This is a genomic window from Lederbergia citrea (assembly GCF_018343525.1).
GTDB lineage: Bacteria > Bacillota > Bacilli > Bacillales > Bacillaceae_C > Lederbergia > Lederbergia citrea.
The window spans coordinates 230,161-250,335 of record NZ_JAGYPH010000004.1; the positions used below are offsets into that span (position 1 = coordinate 230,161).

Annotated in this window: 15 protein-coding genes; 8 read left to right on the forward strand and 7 right to left on the reverse strand. The window is 38.1% G+C overall.

Going from position 1 to position 20,175, the window contains the following annotated elements; all coding sequences use genetic code 11:
- Positions 1-105 precede the first annotated feature (105 nt).
- The 5 genes from KHA88_RS18300 to KHA88_RS18320 all read left to right on the forward strand — a co-directional run bounded on the left by KHA88_RS18300 (position 106) and on the right by KHA88_RS18320 (position 7,017).
- Entirely contained in the window at positions 106-1,407 is a 1,302-nt protein-coding gene (locus tag KHA88_RS18300; protein WP_213099615.1) for a homoserine dehydrogenase, read from the forward strand.
- Positions 1,404-2,465, forward strand: a complete 1,062-nt coding sequence (gene thrC / locus KHA88_RS18305) for a threonine synthase (protein ID WP_213099614.1) — start codon at positions 1,404-1,406, stop codon at positions 2,463-2,465. The genes KHA88_RS18300 and thrC overlap by 4 nt, the downstream gene beginning before the upstream one ends.
- A complete protein-coding gene (gene thrB, locus KHA88_RS18310; RefSeq protein WP_213099826.1) occupies positions 2,465-3,373 on the forward strand; it encodes a homoserine kinase in 909 nt (302 codons plus the stop codon). The genes thrC and thrB overlap by 1 nt, the downstream gene beginning before the upstream one ends.
- Positions 3,374-3,498: 125 nt before the next feature.
- Positions 3,499-4,662 (forward strand): iron-containing alcohol dehydrogenase, encoded by a 1,164-nt coding sequence (locus KHA88_RS18315; protein WP_213099613.1) that lies wholly within the window; start codon positions 3,499-3,501, stop codon positions 4,660-4,662.
- Between the two features lie 189 nt (positions 4,663-4,851).
- Positions 4,852-7,017 (forward strand): YheC/YheD family protein, encoded by a 2,166-nt coding sequence (locus KHA88_RS18320; RefSeq protein ID WP_213099612.1) that lies wholly within the window; start codon positions 4,852-4,854, stop codon positions 7,015-7,017.
- Between the two features lie 232 nt (positions 7,018-7,249).
- On the opposite strand, the gene KHA88_RS18325 is transcribed toward KHA88_RS18320, so the two are convergent.
- Positions 7,250-8,604 (reverse strand): IS3 family transposase gene (locus KHA88_RS18325; protein ID WP_213121260.1). Its coding sequence is split into 2 segments (ribosomal slippage): positions 7,250-8,151 and positions 8,151-8,604, totalling 1,356 coding nucleotides; the frame shifts between segments, so codons are not numbered across the junction.
- A gap of 515 nt (positions 8,605-9,119) precedes the next feature.
- Positions 9,120-10,373, reverse strand: coding sequence for an ATP-grasp domain-containing protein (locus tag KHA88_RS18330; RefSeq protein WP_249308737.1), 1,254 nt, complete (start codon positions 10,371-10,373; stop codon positions 9,120-9,122).
- 163 nt (positions 10,374-10,536) lie between these two features.
- On the opposite strand from KHA88_RS18330, the gene KHA88_RS18335 reads away from it, so the two are divergent.
- From KHA88_RS18335 to KHA88_RS18345, 3 genes are all read left to right on the forward strand, one after another.
- Entirely contained in the window at positions 10,537-11,916 is a 1,380-nt protein-coding gene (locus tag KHA88_RS18335; RefSeq protein ID WP_213099611.1) for a UDP-N-acetylmuramoyl-tripeptide--D-alanyl-D-alanine ligase, read from the forward strand.
- 26 nt (positions 11,917-11,942) lie between these two features.
- Positions 11,943-12,719, forward strand: coding sequence for a YheC/YheD family protein (locus tag KHA88_RS18340; protein WP_213099610.1), 777 nt, complete (start codon positions 11,943-11,945; stop codon positions 12,717-12,719).
- A gap of 68 nt (positions 12,720-12,787) precedes the next feature.
- Positions 12,788-14,185, forward strand: a complete 1,398-nt coding sequence (locus KHA88_RS18345; RefSeq protein WP_213099609.1) for a UDP-N-acetylmuramoyl-tripeptide--D-alanyl-D-alanine ligase — start codon at positions 12,788-12,790, stop codon at positions 14,183-14,185.
- A 20-nt stretch (positions 14,186-14,205) separates the two neighbouring features.
- On the opposite strand, the gene KHA88_RS18350 is transcribed toward KHA88_RS18345, so the two are convergent.
- From KHA88_RS18350 to mgsA, 5 genes are all read right to left on the reverse strand, one after another.
- Complete coding sequence (locus KHA88_RS18350) at positions 14,206-15,579, reverse strand: C40 family peptidase (protein ID WP_213099608.1); 1,374 nt, start codon at positions 15,577-15,579, stop codon at positions 14,206-14,208.
- 238 nt (positions 15,580-15,817) lie between these two features.
- A complete protein-coding gene (locus tag KHA88_RS18355) occupies positions 15,818-16,585 on the reverse strand; it encodes a FixH family protein (RefSeq protein ID WP_213099607.1) in 768 nt (255 codons plus the stop codon).
- A gap of 114 nt (positions 16,586-16,699) precedes the next feature.
- Positions 16,700-17,659 (reverse strand): polysaccharide deacetylase family protein, encoded by a 960-nt coding sequence (locus KHA88_RS18360; RefSeq protein ID WP_213099606.1) that lies wholly within the window; start codon positions 17,657-17,659, stop codon positions 16,700-16,702.
- 151 nt (positions 17,660-17,810) lie between these two features.
- Positions 17,811-19,541, reverse strand: a complete 1,731-nt coding sequence (locus KHA88_RS18365; RefSeq protein WP_213099605.1) for an AAA family ATPase — start codon at positions 19,539-19,541, stop codon at positions 17,811-17,813.
- 237 nt (positions 19,542-19,778) lie between these two features.
- Positions 19,779-20,162 carry a methylglyoxal synthase gene (mgsA, locus tag KHA88_RS18370; protein ID WP_213099604.1) on the reverse strand — a complete coding sequence of 128 codons (384 nt, stop codon included), beginning with the start codon at positions 20,160-20,162 and terminating at the stop codon, positions 19,779-19,781.
- Positions 20,163-20,175 lie beyond the last annotated feature (13 nt).

A 20,175-nucleotide genomic window follows, 5' to 3' on the forward strand; every position in this document is an offset into this window, starting at 1 on the left:
TGCTTAATAATCTTTTTTCAGAAAAATCCTTGACTTTTTTCCTTTTAATGTCTACTATATAAAAACAAATGTATTTAACAGAAAGACATAAGAGGTGAGGACAAAATGAAAAACTATGTATCTATCGGCCTATTGGGGCTGGGAACGGTTGGATCTGGAGTTGTTCAGCTAATCAATAATCATCAAGAGGAGCTTGTCCATCAAGTAGGTTGTGAAGTACGAGTGAAAAGTGTTCTTGTACGAGATGCAGAAAAAGAGCGCGACATTCAAATTGGGCATACTTTCCTCACCACTAATTCGGACGAAGTTTTGCAAGATCCTGAGATTGATATTGTGATTGAAGTAATGGGGGGCGTTGAAGAAGCCCGTGAACATATCATTCAAGCATTGGAAGCAAAAAAGCATGTTGTAACAGCAAATAAAGATTTAATTGCCCTTTATGGTCCTGAACTGCAAAAGAAAGCTACTGAAAATCAATGTGATTTATTTTATGAAGCAAGTGTTGCCGGTGGTATTCCTATTTTAAGAGGGTTATCAGATGGCTTGGTATCCGATCGAATCCAGAAATTGATGGGGATTGTCAATGGAACAACGAATTATATTTTAACTAAAATGGATGAAGATGGACTATCTTATGAAACAGCGTTAAAAGAAGCGCAAGACCTTGGCTTTGCTGAAGCAGATCCCACTTCTGATGTTGAAGGATTAGATGCTGCGAGAAAAATGGCCATTTTAGCCCGGCTCGCATTTTTCACAAATGTTGAACTCAATGATGTCGAGGTTTCGGGAATCAGTAATGTATCTGTCGAAGATTTAAATTACGGCAATAAGCTTGGACTTACAATGAAACTAATTGGGCTTGCCCATATCGATAATCAACAATTGGAAGTGAGTGTCCAGCCTACTTTCTTATCAAAAAGCCATCCACTTGCATCAGTAAAAAATGAGTATAACGCCATTTATGTGAATGGTGAAGCTGTTGGGGAAACAATGTTTTACGGTCCAGGGGCAGGAAGTCTGCCAACTGCAACAGCAGTCATGTCCGATGTTGTAGCAGTCATGAAAAATATGAGACTAGGTGTCAATGGGAAAAGTGTGGTTGCACCAAGATTTGAAAGTGTTCTAAAATCATCGGATCAGCGCTTTGGCAAATACTACTTCCGCCTTCATTTGCAAGATGAAGTTGGTGCTTTTTCGAAAATCACGACTTTGTTCAATGAATTGGGAATTAGTTTCGAAAAAATCTTGCAGACACCAATCAGCAAGGATGAGTTAGCTGAAATTATCATTGTTACTCACACTGTCTCATTGGATAGTTTCCAAAAAGCATTGATGAAATTAAGAGATTTATCAGTTGTAAAAGAGGTTGTCAGCTATTATCGTGTTGAAGGAGATGGAAAGAAATGAACTGGCCGGGATTAATTGCAAAATACAAAGAATACTTACCAGTAACAGAAGATACACCGGCATTAACGCTGCAAGAAGGAAATACACCATTAGTCCATCTCTCCAATTTATCTAAGAAGCTTGGAATTGAACTATATGCGAAAATAGAAGGGGCCAATCCGACGGGATCTTTTAAAGACCGAGGAATGGTGATGGCGGTAGCGAAAGCAGTTGAAGCAGGAAGCACATCGATCATTTGTGCTTCAACTGGAAATACTTCAGCGGCAGCTGCTGCTTATGCGGCAAAAGCTGGAATTAGAGCGATCATCGTCATTCCGAACGGGAAAGTTGCACTTGGGAAACTTGCTCAGGCAAAAATGTATGGTGCTGAAATTGTGGAAATAGAAGGAAATTTCGATGAAGCTTTAAAAATGGTCCGATCAGTCAGCGAAACATCACCGGTTACACTCGTTAATTCGGTAAATCCATATCGGCTTGAAGGCCAAAAAACAGCCGCCTTTGAAATTTGCGACCAGCTTGGCAGCGCACCCGATATTTTAGCAATTCCTGTCGGTAATGCGGGAAATATTAGTGCCTATTGGAAAGGTTTCAAAGAGTATAATGATGTTCGACTTACTGGCCTTCCAAGAATGTTTGGTTTCGAAGCGGAAGGCGCAGCCGCAATCGTCCAGGATCAAGTGATTGATCAGCCAGAAACAGTCGCAACCGCAATTAGAATTGGGAATCCTGCGAGCTGGAATTTAGCCGTTGCCGCCCGCGATGAGTCTGATGGAAAAATTTCATCGATTTCCGATCCTGAAATTCTAGAAGCCTTTAAACTATTAGCAAGCACTGAGGGAGTGTTTGCGGAACCCGCCTCCTGTGCATCTATTGCAGGTGTACTAAAGCAAGTTAAAAATGGGAGCATTCCTGCTGGCAGCAAAGTCGTGGCAATCTTGACAGGTAACGGGTTGAAGGATCCCGAAACAGCGATGTCTCAAATGGAAATCGATCCTGTTGTGTTACCAAACGACGAACAAACGGTGCTAGAGTACATAGAAGGCGTGGTAAAAGCATGATGGTTACGCCCCTTACCATCACCGTTCCGGCCAGCACTGCCAATATTGGACCGGGCTTTGACTCAGCTGGGATGGCGTTGAGCCGTTATTTAACTCTTCATGTAAAAGAACATAGCCAGTGGATTTTTGAACATCGTTCTATTCATTTACCTGAAGCACCTGCTGCCTGTGAACATCTCATTTACCAAATAGCCGAGCGAACAGCAAAACAGTACGGGGCGGTCCTTCCTTCCTGTAAAGTGGTCGTAGAAAGCGAGATCCCATTAACGCGTGGACTTGGGAGCAGTGCATCGGCAGTAATTGCAGGCATTGAACTTGCTAACCAACTTTGCAGTCTTTCCTTATCGCAATCAGAAAAGCTGGATTGTGCATCAGACTTTGAAGGCCACCCTGATAATGTTGCCGCTGCGCTTCTAGGCGGACTCGTTATATCTGCACCATCTTCAGAAGGTAAAATTGAGTTTTTTCAAAAAAAGGATGACAATCTTGAAATTATCGTCTATATTCCGAATTTCGAGTTGAAAACGGAAGCTGCTCGAAAAGTTCTTCCTGATGTTTATTCTCGAAATGATGCTGCAGTAGCAAGTGCCATTGGCAACGTAATGTTTGCAGCACTCATTGCAGGTGATTATGAACTTGCTGGAAGAATGATGGAGCGTGACTTATTTCATGAACCACATCGAGCTTCCCTCATACCCAATTACGTAAACATTCGTCGTGAAGCCCGGAACTTTGGGGCATACGGAACTGTCATCAGTGGTGCAGGTCCTACGATGATGTCGCTTGTACCTAAAGGGAATGGTGAAAAAATTGCAGCCCTGCTTCAGGAGCAGCTGCCAGATTATGAAGTAGAAGTTTTGGCAATGGATCTCCATGGGTTACGCGTTGAATCAATTGTTCAATTATAGTACTTATTTTAAACAGCGCATTTTATAAAAATTAGAATGCGTTTTTTTAAAGGGGATATTTTCAGACGCCATTTTTGCAATCTTCTATCTCATGAAAGATAATAGCTTTGAAGGAGGCGATTTTTATGAACAATTTTACTTTTTGGAATCCAACGAAGTTAATCTTCGGAAAAGATCAACTACAGCAATTGAAAACTGAAGTGCCACAATATGGGAAGAAAGTTCTTCTTGTATACGGTGGCGGCAGCATTAAAAGAAATCGGTTATATAATCAAGTCATTGAACTTTTACAAGAGATGGATACTGAAATATTTGAACTCTCAGGTGTGGAACCGAACCCGCGACTTTCCACTGTCAGAAAAGGCGTGGACATTTGCAAAAGTGAAGGAATTGAATTTATTCTCGCTGTTGGCGGGGGAAGTGTGATCGACTGTACAAAGGCGATTGCCGCTGGTGCAAAATACGATGGTGACCCATGGGATTTAGTTATTAAGAAAGCAGAGGCAAGCGAAGCTCTCCCATTTGGAACAGTTCTTACCCTTGCAGCAACTGGGTCTGAAATGAACGCCGGATCTGTCATAACAAATTGGGAAACACAAGAAAAACATGGTTGGGGCAGTCCAGCTGTTTTTCCGAAATTCTCTATTTTAGATCCAGTGAATACTTTTACCGTACCGAAAGATCAAACAGTTTACGGGATCGTCGACATCATGTCTCATGTTTTTGAACATTATTTTCATCAAGAGGGAAATACACTACTTCAAGACCGTATGTGTGAATCGCTGCTGATTACAGTCATGGAAACGGCTCCTAAACTATTGAATGATCTAGAAAGTTACGAACATCGGGAAACGATTTTATACAGTGGAACAATGGCCTTAAACGGGATGTTGAGTATGGGTTATAGTGGCGATTGGGCTACACATAATATCGAACATGCCGTTTCTGCCGTTTATGATATTCCTCATGGCGGAGGACTGGCCATTTTATTTCCGAACTGGATGAAGCATAATTTGCATGTAAATCCTTCTCGCTTTAAACAACTGGCCGTTCGTGTGTTTGGAGTAAATCCCGAAGGTAAGACAGATGAAGAAGCTGCTCTTGAAGGAATTGGTAAACTACGTGAATTCTGGAATAGCATCGGTGCACCATCTCGTCTTGCTGACTACGAGATTGATAACAGCAAGCTCGATGTCATGGCTGATAAAGCAATGGTATTTGGCGAGTTCGGAAATTTTAAAAAGTTAAATCATGAAGATGTTTTAGCCATATATCAGGCATCATTATAGACGACAGGATCGACCCAACCCGAGAGTAAGTTCTCGGGTTTTTTTTATGGTAAAAAACTATGTCCAAGGAAGCGTTAGCCATATTTCTTTATTTTTTATAGTCATAATCTGAACGATTGTCCGAAGCAATTTGATGATGAATTGAATGTAATATATAGAGACTGCGAAAAAACAAAAGGAGTTTATTCCATGACATTAATAGGAATGTTACATCATCGTAAAGACCCGAAAACTGTCATAAAATCTTATGCTTATGCAGTAGTGGCTAAAGCGGAAGGAGCAAATTTTATTTATTTTACACCTGGGGGGGTGAATTTTGTAAATAGTACGATCAGAGGAAAGTTGTATGAAAACGGTAATTGGATTGAGCGAATTATGCCTTTTCCGGATGTCATTTATAATGCTGGAAGCCCCGAAAAACTAGCCAAGTCAAAGGAAATAATCAAAAAGCTAAAAGAAAAAATTCCATTTACCACGAATTCAATTGGAAATAAATGGAGTGTCCATGAACGATTAAAAGAAGCAAAAGAATTCTCAAACTATCTAATCCCAACTGAAGTTGTTAAAGATACTGAAGGTTTATTCAAATTTATTACCGCATTTAAAAAAATTGTATTTAAACCTATTGACGGAAGAAAAGGTCAGGGTATCTTTTTTATTTCCAAAAAAGGTGATGTCTTTCACGTAGTGAAGGACTCAGATAGCCAACATTATTCTAAGCAGCGATTAAGCGCTTTAATCTCGGAGAAAATTTCGAGCGAAACACATATCATTCAACCCTATATTCAATCACTTACAAAATCTGGGCAAGTATTTGACTTTAGACTACATGTACAAAAAAATGGTGAAGGTAAATGGGTGATCACAACAATCTACCCACGAATCGCCCCGATGGGATCGATTATTGCAAATATTAATAATGGTGGTTACACCAATTATTTAGATCCATTTTTAGAGCAAGAATTTAAAGAAAATGCATTTAATATTAAACGAACTCTCGAACATTTTTCCTTATCATTAGCCAATCATTTGGATGAGCTACAAATGATTCAATACGGTGAGGTCATTGATGAAATTGGAATTGATATAGGGTTAGACCAGAATCATAAAATATGGATATATGAAGTTAATTGGCGTCCAGGTTGCCCCCCCGCTTTTTATTTAGAGTTAGATGTTGTCATCCATACTATTCAATATGCTATGTATCTAGCCAAACATCAAAATACAATAAAAGCTAAAATAAATGCATTAAAGAAAAAATCAATCGAAGAAAAACAAGATATACCTATTATCGCGATAACGGGTAGTGCTGGTAAAACTACATCTAAAGCGTTCCTTGCTTCAATCTTATCGAAGAAGTGGAATATTTTCGAATCCAAGGATTATTGGAATACAACAGAGCATACAAAAAAACACGCTGCAGAAATCAATGAATCCCATCAAGCAATTGTATTAGAGTATGGCATGGCCTACCCTGGTGTCATTACTGAACATTGCCGAATAATTAAGCCTAATATTAGTATTGTAACAAACGTGGGTCTTGCACATGTAGGAAATTTTAATGACGATATTAAAGGAGTAGCCCATGCGAAATCGGAATTGATCCATGGTATGGATCAAAAAGGTGTTCTATTTATAAATAAGGATGATCCAAATTCTAAATATTTAGAGACCAAAAAATTCAAAGGAAAGATTATCACCACCGGAATAAAATCCACCGCTGATTACAGGGCCTATCAAATTAAATATGCAGAAAATGGAATGAATTTTAAGATGAAACTCCGAGGTGAAGAAATAACGCTTTTCATCCCTATTCTTGGAGAACATCATGTATATAATGCCTTAAATGCAATTGCAGTGGCAGATTATTTAGGATTTACTGCAATGGAAATTAAAGCGGGACTTCTCTTTAGAAAACCACCTAGAAGAATGACAATTTATAATTGCCGTGACAATATTACGGTTATCGATGATACTGTCCATTCCCATCCTCAAGGAGTAAGAGCAGCCATTGATGTCCTTACTAACATTGGTAAGCGTCGAAACATTGCCATTATCGGTCAAATGAGGGAGTTAGGAGGGCTGAGAGAAGAAGAGTATCGCAAGGTTGGCGAATACGTTATTAATAAAAAAGTTGACATTCTAATCACTTATGGTTTTCGAACAAATGAAATTGGCAGCCAAGCAAAGACTAAAGGTTTTTCTCCCGAAAATGTTTACCATTTCACGAACCGTGATGAATTACATGAGTTGTTATTAAAGTTGGTGAAAAAAGGTGACACACTCTTAGTTAAGGGAGCGAGTAAAACTAATATGTTTGATACCGTGAAATTTTTAGATCAAACCTTTAATTAGGTAAGAAAAGCGAAAGGGCCCGTTTAGCGACGTACAAACTTTTAAGGATTCTGACGAGATAAAGGAAACACGGTAAGCCTGTAAGGCGAACCGATGTTGACTTATCGTAGGAAGAATCCTGAAGTTTGCTAGGCGCTGGGCGCTGGAGCTAGACAAAGAAAAGCAAGAATATCCTATGAAAAAGGACACCGGCTCCTGAAGTGACCCCGAAAAGTTAGACACGGTTATTTCATCAGGCAGCTTGCTCAAAATGAGTTCGGTATTGTACCGGACTCATTTTTAATTTTGCCTTCATCCGTTTCGTATTATAGTATTCTATATATTTTTCTAATTCTTGTTGAAAATGTTCTACACTCTTAAATTCACCATAGTAAATGAATTCTGACTTTAGTATTCCGAAGAAGTTCTCCATCACAGAGTTGTCGTAACAGTTTCCTTTACGAGACATACTTTGTTTAATCCCTCTTGCTTGAAGCGCATGGCGATATTGTTTCATTTGATAGTGCCAGCCTTGATCTGAATGCATCAGTAGTGAGTTCTCTTCAGGTAGGCGTTCTAATGCCTTCTCTAACATTTCCGAAACCAATGAATACGTTGGTCGCGGGCCAATGGTATACGTAATAATCTCGCGATTAAATAAATCTAATACAGGCGATAAATACAGCTTTTCTCCAAATAATTTAAATTCCGTAATATCTGTTACCCATTTTTCGTTAGGGGCGTCCGCTGTAAATTGGCGGTCTAAATGATTAGGCGCAATTTTACCGACAGTGCCTTTATAAGATTTATATTTTTTCATACGTACAAGGCATTTCAAACCTAACTCTTTCATGATACGTTGAACCTTCTTATGATTTACTTTTTTTCCACGATTCGCTAGCTCATCACGAATACGACGGTAACCGTAACGACCTTCGTGTTCTTCATAAATCGCTTTGATTTCTACTTTTAAATCGGCATCTGGATCAGGCTGATTCATTCGTTTCACTAAGTCATAATACGTACTACGTGGAATGCCAGCGAGCTTTACAAGTGCTTTCACCGAATATTTATGCCTTAACTCAAAGACTATTTGCGCTTTGTCTTGTTTGGTGATTTTTCCTTGTTTTGAACTAAGGCATTCAACTTTTTTAAATACTCGTTTTCCATTTCAAGCTGTTTAATGCGCGCTTCTAAAGCTTCAACTGAACCTTCAGCTAATGCTTGTTTTGGTTGTTTATTTGACTCCTTATTCATGGATGGACGCCCCTTTTTCTTTGTCTGAAGGGCATCAATTCCTTGTTTTTCGAGTTGATTCTTCCAAACAAGAATACTAGAAGGTGCAGGAATATTAAATATAGCTGCTGTTTCGGTTAAGGATGCGCCATTTTCAGTCATAAAGTTTAGTACATCCAGTTTAAACTGTTGTGTATAACTTGTACATTGTTTATTAAAAGCTTCTACCCCATTATGTTCAAATTGCTTTGCCCATTTATAGATGTGTCTAAAATTTATCCCCAGAGATTTTCCGACTTCTCTGTAACTCTCATTCCCATTTAAATAACGAGCAACAGCTTGTAATTTTTCTTCCGCAGTAAATTTAGCCATAAAAATACACCCCAATTGTTAGAGTATGTGTCTAACAATTGGGGTGCAGTTCATCCATTCCAGTGTCCTTTTTGTAACTTTTCTAGCTCCAACGCCTAGCCTCTCGAGGCCCGCACGGAAGCGGGTCCATCGGCGTTACCGCAGGACGCGGCGCTCTTAGCCGATGTTCCTATAAAAGCCCTGATGCATTAAAAGTCAAGACCGGACTTTTATTGCATCAGAACATTTGCTTGTCGAGGCTGGTCAAGGCGCTTGCGCTTTTCTATTGTCTAGCTACAGCGCCTAGCCCCTCGAGTCAAATAACCTGATGCATTAAAAGTCAAGACCGGACTTTTATTGCATCAGAACATTTGCTTGTCGGGGCTGGTCAAGGCGCTTACGTTTTTCTATTGTCTAGCTACAGCGCCTAGCCCCTCGAGTCAAATAACCTGATGCATTAAAAGTCAAGACCGGACTTTTATTGCATCAGAACATTTGCTTGTCGGGGCTGTTCAAGGCGCTTACGCTTTTCTTGTTTATTCACTTTCTTCCTCAGATAAATGGAACTCGATCTCTTTTGCTGCATTTTTTGCTAACTTTTTAGCTTCTTCCATGCTTTCCCCACGAGCAATGACATAAGCATATCTATGCCCCATAGATAATGGTGGATTTAATATCGTACCTTTTTTTGGTTTCACATAAACATGAACTACTCCAGTGGATCTTCCTGCCCTTCCCTTCCCAGTAACTTTTTCTAATATACCTTTTTTCGAAACAATTACATACTGGGTAAATACGTAATTAGAATACTTCGGAACTACCGAAGGACTTTCCCCTAAATATAATTTAAGGGTCTCTTCAACTAAACTAAAGCCAAATGCTGCTTCAAGCATTTTATTCATAGCTCCTCCTGAAATTCTCGGATTAATTTCAATGAGTTTCCAACCATCTGCGGTACGTCGTAACTCAAGATGGAGAACACCGGATTTAATTCCAAGTTTGGTAATGATGGATTGCAGGACTTTTTCAATTCCTACCCTAATATCTTTAGGAACCTTAGCAATCACACCATACCCTGTAATAATAAACCTTTGTCCCTTGGTAATTTCTTGTTCAATAATTCCAGCGATCATTTTTTTTCCGTTGTATACGAGAGCCTCTACTAAATATTGTTTCCCTGCAACATATTCTTCAATAATCAGTGCCTCATCGGGATACTTTCCTCGTAAATTGGAGATTTGTTTTTCCAATTCGTCTTTATCATCTGCAATGAGTACATCTTTGGAACCAGTCGAATTCGATACTTTTACGATAACAGGATAGCCTAGCATTTTGTGTATAGATTTTAAAGAGTACTCATCACCTGATTTAATAATAAAAAATTTAGGAGTATAAGATTGATCCTTAAGATAATCCCTCGTTTCCTCCTTATTTTCCATAATATGAACCGCTTTATCCGAAGTATTATTTGCGCAAAATTCATCACACAGAATTGTAGCAAGATGAACATTGGAATCTATTAAACTGATAATGGTTTTAATTTCTAAGCCCTTTAACCTTAATTGAATAATTTCCTTTTTAATTTCAGAAAAATTATAAGTATCGATAAAAATCATTTCATGAACATCAGTATACTCTTTCCTTTGTTTCAATTGCTTTTCGTTATTTGTGAATACAACCGTAAAATAACCTAGTTTCTCAGCTGCTTTGATTGCTTCCCTACTTGATCCGGATTTATAAGTACCAATAAAGATAATCGTTTTCAAACTTCCCACTCCCCATATATCCATCGATTAAAACAACCTTCTATATACTTATGAATTTAATTTCTTTTTGCATGGATACGTATCATGCAAGGGAGGTAATTAAATAGGAACTTACGTGGGTGAACAGTACAAGCAAATATATTAAGGAGACATATTATATTTTAGAGAAAGGAGTGTAACCTCACCTATGAAACCCCTCACTGTTAGTTATATACGAAACATTTTTGGTGGCGAATTAATTCAGGGGTCCGATGATGAAGTTGTTAGTCATGGTGCATACCGGCTTAAACAAGTAAAGAGTCAAAATACAATTCTTTTTTTAAAGGAAAAGATTGTAAACTGGGATCACTTAAAAGCCTTTTTCCCTTTAGTACTTGTTACACATAATGTGATTAAGCATTATGAACAAATAAATAATTTGACAGTCATAAAAGTACAAAATATCGATGAAGCATACTGGAAATTTGTGCATCACTACCGTAGCTTATTTCAAATTCCTGTAATTGCCGTAACAGGAACAGCCGGAAAGTCAACAACAAAAGAAATGATAAAACATATCCTCTCAGGAAATAAAACAGTTACAGCTACAACTATCACGAATAATTCACGAACTGCCCACTTACACTACCTTCTAAGCATAGACGACCATACTGAAGCAGCTGTTTTTGAAACCGCGGTCGGCGCACCTGGAGATATTTTAAACGCCGGTGAATACTTTAAACCTTCAATAGGGATTATTACGAATATCGGAGCCCACCACTTAAATTATTGTAAAACGCTCGAGGCCTATATAAGTGCTAAGGGTGAAATGGCAAAAATACTAGATCAATCTGGTGTACTTATATTAAATTCCGAGGATGAAAATAGTAAAAAGATAGATTTAATAAATTTTCAAGGTCGGATTATTAAAGTTGGAAAAGATTCATCTTGTCATTTTAAAGCGAGGAATATTCAATACGATAATGACGGAATGCAATTCAATGTCAAATTCAAGAAAAAAAAGTACCCCATTTTCGTACCGGGCTTTGGAGAACACCAAGTTTATAATGCACTTGCTGCTATTGCAGCTGTGCATGAAATAGGAGTTACAATACCTGAAGCCGCTAATCGCTTGAAAACATTTAAAAAGTTTAATAAGCAGCTTCAAGTATTTGAAGGATTAAATGGCTCCACTGTTCTGGATGATACATGGAGCATTACAACTACTTCGTTAGAAGCGGCACTTCAAGTGTTAAATGATGTTGGAAAAACTAAAAAAAGAGTGGCAATATTAGGTACCATAACTGATTTAGGCTCTTGGGGAAATATTATTCATGAACAAGCGGGAGAAATAATCAATCGGCTAGGTGTAGATGTTCTTATTACAATTGGTATGCATGCACAAATAATGGCTGATCATGCAGTAAAATGTGGTTTGAATGCAGAGGTCTATACGTTTAACAATAATATCCTCGTTTATGATTTATTAAAAAAAATAGTCGATAAGAATACAATTATACTGATTAAAGGCGATATGTATAGCGAACCAATTATAGAATTGGCCGCTAAAATCCGAAAAAAAGAATAAACCAAATGAATAATGGGGTGTATTTCTTGAGCAATCCACTAGGAAAATGGAAACAAAAGTTGCTTTTGCAGCAAAATCCCTTAACTGCTAAAAGTATTCCACAAACGAGCATATATAGTCTTGCAAACCTATTAGATTTTATAAATCGTTATGAATATATTTTTGTTAAACATGATACATCTGGACAAGGAAGAGGAATTTTTAAAGTTTATAAGAGAAATGAACTTTATTGTTTTAACGGTTTTTCTATCCAAGGCGATCAAATCAATAAATGCGTTCCAGCAATTAAGGATTTTCACAAAGTTTTACACCCTTTTGAGAAGTTTGGAAAATTAGGTAACTATATTATTCAGGAGGGTGTCAAGAGTTTGGCACTGAATGGACTTCCCATAAGCATACGCGTTCACGTTCAAAATCTAAAAGGAAAATGGGTTATTGGTGGAATGTACGGAAAGATTGGAACTGCAGCAACAATAGAGAATGGCATTGTCAACGCACATCGAGGCGCTCAAGTAGTATCTATTGATGATTTACTATCAGTACATCTGAAAATGGGAGAATCTGATAAAAAAGATGCCATTGATAGTTTAAAGAAAATCTCTATTACAGCAGCTAAAGTGATCGCAACACATTTCCCTTGCAGAGAATATGGCATAGATTTTGGTTTAGAACCCAAAGGTAAACCCGTGTTATTAGAAGTGAATTCAACTCCAGGTATTTCCGGATTTGCCCATATTGAAAATAAAGTCATTTGGAAACGAATTGTGAAGAACCGGAAAATTCAAAATGAAATTGATTCCTAAGTAAGTAATAAAGCATTCATGTTCCAATATGATGTAGTAGCTTTTCATATAAGGAAAGGAGGATTTCCTTGAAACCTTTACTAGTGAAGGATATTAGGAAATTACTGCAAGGAGAATTAATAACTGGATCAGAACTTTGGAAAGTAAGAGATGCCATTTATTATAACCGGCATGATCTGACCAATCGACATACACTGATGTTTGTCAGTAGAAATGATAGTGTTAACTGGAACGAAATTAATAATAAAGGACCTTCCCTTGTGATCTCAGATATGCCAGCTTCTGAATTTAAAAAAGCTTTGCCAAATACGACTGTCATAAAAGTGGCTAGTCTCGTGCAATCGTACTGGAAATTTATTGATTATTATCGCGGGCTTTTTCAAATACCTGTCGTTACAATAACAGGAACATGTGGTAAAACAACAACGAAAGATATGATCAAACATATTTTAAGTAAGGATCGAAATGTTCAAGCTTCCATAAGCAGCAAGAATGAACCACGAAGGTCATTTCCTTATTTGATGGGGATCGATGAAAGAACAGATGCGGCCGTTTTTGAGCACGGGCTCGGTAATACGGGTAATATAAAGCATCAGTGTATGATTTATCAGCCGACGATTGGCATCATTACAAATATCGGTGTCCACCATTTAGATGGTTGTAAAAACCTTGAAGGATATATAAAAGCTAAATCAGAAATTGTCGGTGGGATAAGGGAAGGCGGAACCCTCATTTTAAATGCAGATGATGAAAATACGAAAAATGTTCCTTTACAATCCTTTAAAGGAAAGATTATCTATTTTGGAATCGGTATGAGGGCAGATTTTAGAGCCTCCAAAATAAAGTTTTCACATCGTGGAATGAAATTTCAATTTCATGTTTCAAGCAAAACATACGAAGCTTTTATCCCTGGATATGGTGAACACCAAGTATATAACGCACTTGCTGCGCTAGCAGCTGTACATGAAATGGGAATGGATATCAAGGAAGCAATCTCCCGCCTTCGAACCTATAAAAATATGACTAGGCACTTAGAATTTTCTAGTGGTATAGGTGGAAGTACAATTATAGATGATACTTGGACGAATAATCCTACATCTGTGGAGGCTGCTTTAAAGGTACTTGATTCAATTGGGAAGGGTAAAAATGTCATTCTTGTATTAGGTGATATTAATAGATTGGGAAATTTTGAAAAAAAGTATCATTGTGAAATTGGAAGTTTGGTTGCGAGGAGAAACATTCACACCCTCATTACGATTGGTGCTAAGGCCGAAGATATAGCAAAACAAGCAATTAAGGATGGATCAAGGGCAAATGTCTATATGTTTAAAGACGTCAATGGAATCAATGATATTTTAGACCCTCATCTTGACGATAAAGCAATTTTACTTATTAAAGGTCCTATGTCAAGCCGATCTATGATTGATTTTGCAAATAGTTTAAAAGAAAAGCAATCGTTACGATAATGTAACGATTGCTTGTTTTTTTAAAGGACACGTCTTGCTGTCACGTAGTTGTTCTTAGCCCAAACTGAATTAATGCTTTGTTTTACAACAGGGCCAGTCGTTGATAATGAAATAAATTCATTTCCTCCAAGATAAATCCCTGTCTGAGTTATTTTAGACCCTTTATTATCTGTCGAGAAGAAAATAATGTCGCCCTTTTGCAAATTAGATTTTAGAACCGCCTTGCCTACCTGTGCTTGTTGGCTTGCTAGTTTATATTTTAGATCAATGCCGTGATTTTTATAAACATAGTAAGTAAAGCCGGCACCGGTAAATGTTAAAGATTTCTCATCGTATACATATCCAAATTTCGCTTTACCGATAAGGCTAGAAGCAAATTTTACAACTTTATCTGCAGGCAATGCACTTGGTGCCTGCGGTTTTACAGCAGGTTTTACAGTAGGCTGTTCAACTGTTGGAGCAGCTTTTTCTGTAAACACACGTTTGGCTGTTATATAATGCTGTTTATAATAGTCAACAAAGAGCACCCTAGTAGTAATTCCATTTGAATTAGGAATAATTAATCTGTGGTCACCTGCGTAAATCGCTACTAATGTTGGTGTCTTTGATCCTATCACACTATTAAAAAAGATCAAATCACCTTTTTTAAGGTTAGCACGTGATACCGTTGTACCGAGATTCATTTGGTCTTTTATGTTTGTTGCTCCTAAATTGACACCATTTGATTTATAAACATGGTTAACGAAACCTGCACCCGTAAATTTCATTGCTTTTTCATCGTTAACACTGCCCATTGTTACTTTATTCATTAAATTATATGAAGTTCCGACAATATTATCCCCTTTTGTCGCAGGATTAGATGGAAGTAGGCTTGGCAATACTCTACGTGCTGTAATGTAAGAGTCCTTATAATATGGCTTGCTATTTAAATCCGTTATTACAATATTTTGTTTTGGATCTGCCATCTGAATTACTTTATTATCGCCAATATACATCGCAACATGATTTGGAATATTTCCTCCTCTACTATCAAAGAAAAGAAGATCACCTTTTTGCAATTGATTTCTTTCAACATGAGTACCCTGCTCCATCATATAATCCTCATTATAAGTAGCAAGATCTACACCATTTTTTTCAAAAATAAAATTAATGAATGTTGCACATGAAAACTTATAAGGAGCCGTTTTCTTATACTCTGCTTGGCTATATGTAGCTTTCCCGATTAAGCTTTTAGCTGTTTGAATCAATTGATCAGCCTTTGCTTCCACTGCTTTTTGATTATTTTGAGTGGTCGTAGTCGCTGCCGAAACCTTCGTAAGATCGAGAGAAGGAATCCCGAGTGTATTGAAACTCAATGTGATTGCCAGCGTTGTCGTTAATAAATGTTTTCTCATGGGTTGCCTCCTGGATATGTAGTTGATTGCAAACCTGATTCTATCATAGAAAAGTTTAGGTTCTTTGCGGGAAATCTTTCCAGTCGCAATGTCATACATACCAAAAGCCTTGACCCCACTAGCTTTTTCAAACAACTTTACAATTTGATTACAGCGCATCCTAGCAGTATTTCCTCTCGAATATCCAATATAGTAATAATAAAAGCTGCCGACGAGATTCTCGTTCGGCAGCTTTTATTTATTTTACTTCAATCTCATGTTCCTCGTGTTCGTGCAGTCCTTCATCATTTTGAACGTGAATTTGGATTGAATAAGTGCCTGCTTCCTCAAATGTAAAGTTTGCACTATATTCACCTGCAACAGACTCTTCAGCATCAACCCACTCATGTTTATCAGAGATGTCATCGTTCCAAATCTCATATCGGACTCGTGCATTCTCCATCGGATGGTCTTCTAACTGTAAATGGACAACTAACTTTGTTTCTTGCCCTTTTTCTACCCCTTCAGGTTCCACAAAATGCATACTAAAGCCTTCTGTATGTGAATGCTCCCCATGATCATGGTCCCCGTGTTCATGATCTCCATGGTCATGATCATCTGAGGCTCCCTCACCAACAGTTACCGATTTTTTAGGCATCGTATGTAACCCTCTTGCTGTTACATGTACTTGGACTGTAAAAACGCCGTCATGTTCAAACGCTTTTTCAGCTTCATATGTACCGTCTTTATTATTTTTTGCTTCTAACATTTCGCTATCTTCTTTTTTTCCTTCTTCCCATATTTCAAATTCCACTTCATCAGCGTCTGAAATTTTTTCATCACCTTGGGTGACAAGCGCTTTAAAGGGAATCATTTCATTTACATCAGCACTTTCTTGAACTTCAAGCTGAACTTCCAGTAGTTGTGGAATATCATCATTCGAACCACTGTCTTTTCCTGCATTGCCGCACGCGGCTAATATGAGAACAACTAATCCGATGAATAAAGGCCATAATTTAGTTTTCAAAATCTATCTCCTCCATCATAATGAGAATATAAAATGACTCTTTATCATCATAACCTAAATTAGTGTTCATTTAATGCATAGATTTTGTATATTTTCCGAAAAGTGAAGGGGATTTTATTTGAGCTGAACCGGATCCATCGTTTCGTTTAATGCTTCCATTTCATATCCTTCTTCTTTAAAAAATGTTAGCAAATCTTCTAAATGGGCTAAAGTTGAATCCTTTTCATGCATTAATACAATAAGTGGTTCCTTGTCGGTCAGTTCCATCGTTTGTTGTTTCACCTTTTGGATATATTCCCCATTTGTTAATTTCCAATCAATGGAATCAATATTCCAGTCCCAAAGAATAAAATCTTCTTGATCAGCAGCGGCTTGAAATGGTGGAGTGATATAAGGCTTAGAGCCATATGGAGCCCTGACAAGGTTGGTTTTGACATTGGTTGTTTCTTGGATAAATCCAATTGCCTGCTTCATTTCATCTACAAAATTAGCTGGAGATCGATAAACCTTTGATACATCGTGCGTGACACCATGAACCCCTACTGTATGGCCTTCTTTCACCATTTTCTTTACAACTTTCGGATTTTTTCTCATATTTGGTTCTAGCATGAAAAATGTTGCTTTCGCATTGTATGTTTTTAATAGCTTTAAAATGTCTAGTGAAACTGGGTTGGGACCATCATCAAACGTTAAATATACTACCTTCCCTGTTTTTAGGGTGGCTTGTTCATTGGACTGTTTTTTCGCTGTATGCTTCACCTTCTTCTTTTTATCACCAGAAGGCTCTATTATCTTATGATTATCCTTTGAACTAATTCCTTTATTACTATCAATCTCATTATTTTTCTCTTTATCAATAAGAATTGTTTCGTTTTTGCTTTTATTTACTTCCCCTTCATTTTGCATCATTTTACTTTCTGCTGTTATTTGTTTGCCTTTTCCTGCTTCTGCATTTTTCCCATCTATTCCACCCAAAAGGAAATAGATTAATAACATAACTAATAAAATTAGCACTCCTGCTGTTATTTTCCCCAACCGGGTCAATTTCAGGCGTTTTCTTGGTGTCTTCTTCACTCACTTTCATCCTCTCAACATGTTTCTATGTTATATCGTAATGCACTTGTCGGAGAAATTCGTTACAGAAAAGTTACAATTATTACAAAACTAAATGCAAAAAATCCCCCCTTTTGGTCTCCAACCGGATCCAAAAGAGGGGTTTTCTTTATTAAATATATGCTAGTTCTTCTTCAGACAATGTTCCGCCATTTACAATTTCTTGAACTTCTGATCCATCCAAGGTTTCTTCTTTTAAAAGAGCTTCAACCAAATGATCAAATTCCGACCTATTTGCGTTAATCATCAACTCGGTTTTTTCCAAAGCCTTCTCGAACAGTTCCTGCATCTTCGTTTCTCTTTCCTGTTTCTGGAACGTCAATGTGAAACCGTCCTGGAGCATGCCTGTATCAACCATTTGCTCTAAAATATGTTTCGCCTGCTGAACATCACCGCTTACTCCGATGCTATGTTCACCGAGATATAGACGCTCAGCTACACCACCTGCGAGAATCATGCTGACTTGATCCAATAATTCACTTGTTGTTGTTAAATGGAGCTCTTTCTGAATAGGAGCCACATAACCTAAAGCCTGTCCACGCGGGATAATTGTTGCTTTTCGGACTGACCCGGGCTTTGTTAATTCTTGAATCAACGCATGACCTGCTTCATGAATGGCAACACGTCGCTTTGTATCAAGGTCATTCAATGCTCGAGAAGTACTTCCGAGAATGGTCCGATCAATTGCGTAGTCTAGATCTCCCATATCCACTTCATCGCGGCCTTCACGAACAGCCCTCCTGCTTGCTGATTCAAATAATGAGCTGATTTGTGCTCCTGAAAAACCAGATGTGCTTTCAGCCAATGTATTTAAGGATGCAAAAACATCTTCTGAAAGGCGCTTTCCTTTTGTATGAATGCTAATAATTTCTTTTCTGCCTTTCGTATCCGGCAGCGGTACTTGGAAAGTAAAATCAATTCTTCCGGGACGAAGAAATGCATCATCCAACATATCTTTACGGTTTGTAGCTGCGATGAAAAGAATGCCGTCATTCGAATGACCACCATCGAGCTGAACAAGAAGTTCCGTCAATGTTTTTTCCGCTTCTTCACCACCGTGCTGCTTCCGCTTGCCTGCAAGTGCATCCACTTCATCAATAAAAATAACAGCAGGTGTTTGCTTTCTTGCATTTTCAAACAATCCTCTCACGCGGGAAGCACCAACACCAACAAATAGTTCTGTAAATGCAGATCCACTTGCCGAATAGAAACTTGCTCCGATTTCACGTGCGATTGCTTGTGCCAGCAAGGTTTTTCCTGTTCCAGGAGGTCCGTATAGTAAAATCCCTTTCGGTGCTTTTATACCAATTTTAGCCGAACGATCGGGGTCTTTAATAATTTCCAATGTTTGATGAATTTCTTCTTTCATTTCGTCTGGTAATCCACCGATATCATCCAGTGTAATGGATGGAAGTGGCAATGCCTTGGAAGTACTGTGCTTCATTTTAGCTACTCCAATCCCTCCTTTTCTTTGAATGACAATCGCCGTTGCAAGCAAAAGAAGAACAATTCCTCCGATGATCCAATTACCAGCTTGGCTACCATTTGAATATTTATAGCTAATATTATATTTCCCAACAAGCTCTTCCACTAATGGGCTATTTGGCCGAAAGTAAGAAACAAACTTGCCGTCTGGAGTATCTATATAAAGTGTGCCGTCTGACATTTCTTTAAGGGTTACCAGCTCGCCATTTTGAGCCTGAATGGTTTTTTCAATGGCTGAAAATGGAATGACAGTCCCTTTATTCGTTGCCAAAACTGCCCACACGATGCATGCTACGACTACGACAAAACCAATGGCTAAAGGAACGATCTTCGATGCGATTCTGGAATTTGACTTCACTGTTCCATCTCCTTATAAAAATATGCCTTCTAAAAGCCTCATAGATTATAAGACTATTATAAGTATAACACCATAAACATACATAGGTCATTAGTCACATTCTGACAAATAATAGAAACTTCCATTAAGAAAATTCGACAAAATCCGGGCCGTGCCTGTCACCCACCGAATTTTGTCGAATAGAAAAAAGCAGGACCATTGGAGTTTTCCACGGTTCTGCTTTTTGTGTTTTTTAAATTACCGCCAGTCAAGATGGCCTTCTTCAAGTCCGCGAATTAGGATTTCTGCCGTTCCCATATTTGTTGCTAATGGTACGCCGTATACGTCACAAAGTCGCATAAGGGCCGAAACATCTGGCTCATGTGGCTGTGCTGTTAAAGGGTCACGGAAAAAGATAACCATATCCATGTCATTTTGAGCAATATATGCACCTATTTGTTGGTCACCGCCAAGCGGTCCTGATTGGAATCGATTTATATCTAAACCTGTTTCCTCCATGATTCTTGTTCCCGTAGTGCCGGTTGCATATAGCTCATGCCTTTCCAAAATCAGTTTATATGCCGTCGCAAACTGGATCATATCATTCTTCTTTTTATCATGGGCTACCAATGCAATCTTCATTATATTTCCCCCT